At 72.5% G+C, this 1,841-nt stretch carries 1 protein-coding gene; it reads left to right on the forward strand.

Translation table 11 applies throughout. From position 1 onward, the window contains the following. Positions 1 to 1,841: acyltransferase domain-containing protein (locus ACEPPI_RS40405; RefSeq protein WP_373920226.1), on the forward strand; the 1,841-nt coding region annotated here is incomplete at both ends.

The following is a 1,841-nucleotide window of genomic DNA, read 5'->3' on the forward strand; positions in this document are numbered from 1 at the left end:
AGTGGCCGGAGACCGGCCGCCCGCGCCGCGCGGGTGTCTCCTCCTTCGGCATCAGCGGCACGAACGCGCACACCATCATCGAGCAGCCGCCGGTCACCGACGTGGCAGAGGCATCTGCGGAGGACGCCCCGCTGCCGGTGGTGACGTGGACGCTGTCCGCGAAGGGCGAAGATGCCCTGCGGGCGCAGGCGCGCCGCCTTCAGTCCTTCGTCCTGTCCGCGCCCGATGTGCGTCCGGTGGACGTCGCGTGGTCGTTGGCGTCGGGCAAGGCGCTGTTCGAGGACCGGGCGGCGGTCTTCGCCGCTGACCGTGAGGGGCTGCTGGCCGGCCTCGCGGCGCTGGCGGACGGCCGTACGCCGGCCGGTGTGGTCGAGGGATCGCCGGTCTCCGGCAAGCTCGCCTTCCTCTTCACCGGTCAGGGCAGCCAGCGCCTGGGCATGGGCCGCGAGCTGTATGACACCTTCCCGGTGTTCAAGGCCGCCCTGGACGAGGTGTGCGCGCGGTTCGAACTGCCGGTGAAGGATGTGCTGTTCGGCGCGGACGCAGGTCTCCTGGACGAGACGCGCTACACCCAGCCCGCGCTGTTCGCGGTCGAGGTGGCACTCTTCCGGCTGGTCGAGGCCTGGGGCCTGAAGCCCGACTACCTGTCCGGTCACTCCATCGGTGAGATCGCCGCCGCGCACGTGGCGGGGGTCCTGTCGCTGGACGACGCGTGCACGCTGGTGGAGGCGCGTGGCCGGCTGATGCAGGCGCTGCCTTCGGGTGGTGTGATGATCGCGGTGCAGGCTTCGGAGGACGAGGTCCTGCCGCTGCTGACCGACCGCGTGAGCATCGCCGCCGTGAACGGGCCGACCTCGGTCGTGATCGCCGGTGACGAGGACGCTGCCGCCGCGGTCGTGGAGGCCCTCTCCGACCGCAAGACCAAGCGCCTCACCGTCAGCCACGCGTTCCACTCGCCGCACATGGACGGCATGCTGGACGACTTCCGCCAGGTCGTGCAGGGCCTCACCTTCGCCGCCCCGCGCATCCCGGTGGTGTCGAACCTGACCGGTGCCCTGGTCTCGGACGAGATGAGTTCGGCCGAGTTCTGGGTGCGGCACGTCCGCGAAGCCGTGCGCTTCCTCGACGGCATGCAGGCCCTCGAAGCGGCCGGCGTCACGACGTACCTCGAAATCGGCCCGTCGGGCGTGCTCTCCGCCCTGGGCCAGGAATGCGTGAGCGGCGAGACCGCCGGCTTCGTACCCGTTCTGCGCAGCGGGCGGCCCGAGCCGGAGACGGCCGTCGCCGCACTGGCTCAGGCCCACGTGCGGGGTGTGGAGGTGGACTGGTCCGCCTACTTCGCCGGTACGGGTGCCCGGCGCATCGAGCTGCCGACGTACGCCTTCCAGCGCCAGCGCTACTGGCTGGAGATGCCGGCGGCTCCGGCAGCCCGCAAGGGTGCCGGGGACGACATGGACTCCCGTTTCTGGGACGCGGTGGAGCGTGAGGACATGGAGTCCCTCGCCGCCGCCCTGGACCTGGACGACGAGAACGCCTGGGACACCGTCCTGCCGGCCCTGCCCGCCCTGTCGGCGTGGCGCCGTGGCCTGCGGACCCGCTCCGAGGTGGACGCGTGGCGCTACCGGGTGTCGTGGAAGCCGCTGACGGACTCCGCGGCCGGTACCGGGCTGTTGGGCACCTGGCTGCTCGTGACGCCTGCCGGGGACGTGGACGACACGGCCGTGGCGGGTGCGCTGGCCGCGCGCGGTGCCGAGGTACGCCGCCTCGTGGTCGAGCCCGGTACGGACCGGGACGCGCTGGGCGGGCTGCTGACCGGGGCCGGCCCCGTGGCTGGTGTGGTG

Origin of the sequence: Streptomyces sp. AB3(2024), from assembly GCF_041862025.1 — a bacterium.
In the GTDB taxonomy this organism is placed as follows: domain Bacteria; phylum Actinomycetota; class Actinomycetes; order Streptomycetales; family Streptomycetaceae; genus Streptomyces.